We start from the raw sequence: 629 nt of genomic DNA, 5'->3' as shown, positions 1-629 counted from the left end.
GCCCAGGCCGCCCAGGCGGTGTTGGCGGACCGGGAGGCCCAGGCGGCGTTGGCCGGCCAGGCGCCCCGGGTGGCGTTGGCGGCATTGGCGGCCCCGGGCCGGCTGGCGGCGTTGGTGGTCCCGGAGGGCCCGGCGGCATCGGTGGCGTCGGCAGCCCAGGCGGCCCGGGCGGCGTCGGTGGTGTTGGCGGCATCGGCGGCCCAGACGGCCCAGGMGGCGTCGGTGGTGTTGGCGGCATCGGTGGCCCAGGCGGCGCAGGCGGCGTCGGTGGAGCATTGGGCGGTGCGGCGGCAGGCGCGATCGGCGGCGCGGCGGCAGGCATGATCGGCCAGCGTCCGTCGCAGCAACCCGCCCGTCCTGATGCACGGCCCGGCCAGGACCGCCCCCAGGGCGGGGCTGGACAGGGGCGACCGCAGGCCGACGCAGGCCGGCCCGCGACGCGACCATCGGGCCCCGAGCGGCCCACGGCACGGCCTCCGGCGGCACAGGCGCGACCAGCGGCGCCGCAGGGCGCGAGACCTCGCCCGACACCAAGCCGGACCGCCTTTGACGGCATCGATGCCGGCCGAGGCGCGGCGGCCTATGGCAATCGCGGCGCAGCCAGCCGTGGGCAGATCAGCATGCCGGCG

1 protein-coding gene is annotated in these 629 nt (G+C 79.3%); it reads right to left on the bottom strand.

All coding sequences use genetic code 11. The annotated features are described in order from the left end of the window. On the bottom strand, positions 1-347 hold a 347-nt coding region (locus AC1DRP_RS36805; RefSeq protein WP_476771172.1), incomplete at its 3' end, for a hypothetical protein. Positions 348-629: the final 282 nt, after the last annotated feature.

Source organism: Allobosea sp. 01N443 (genome assembly GCF_056399325.1).
This window is presented reverse-complemented; position numbering and strand designations above follow the sequence as displayed.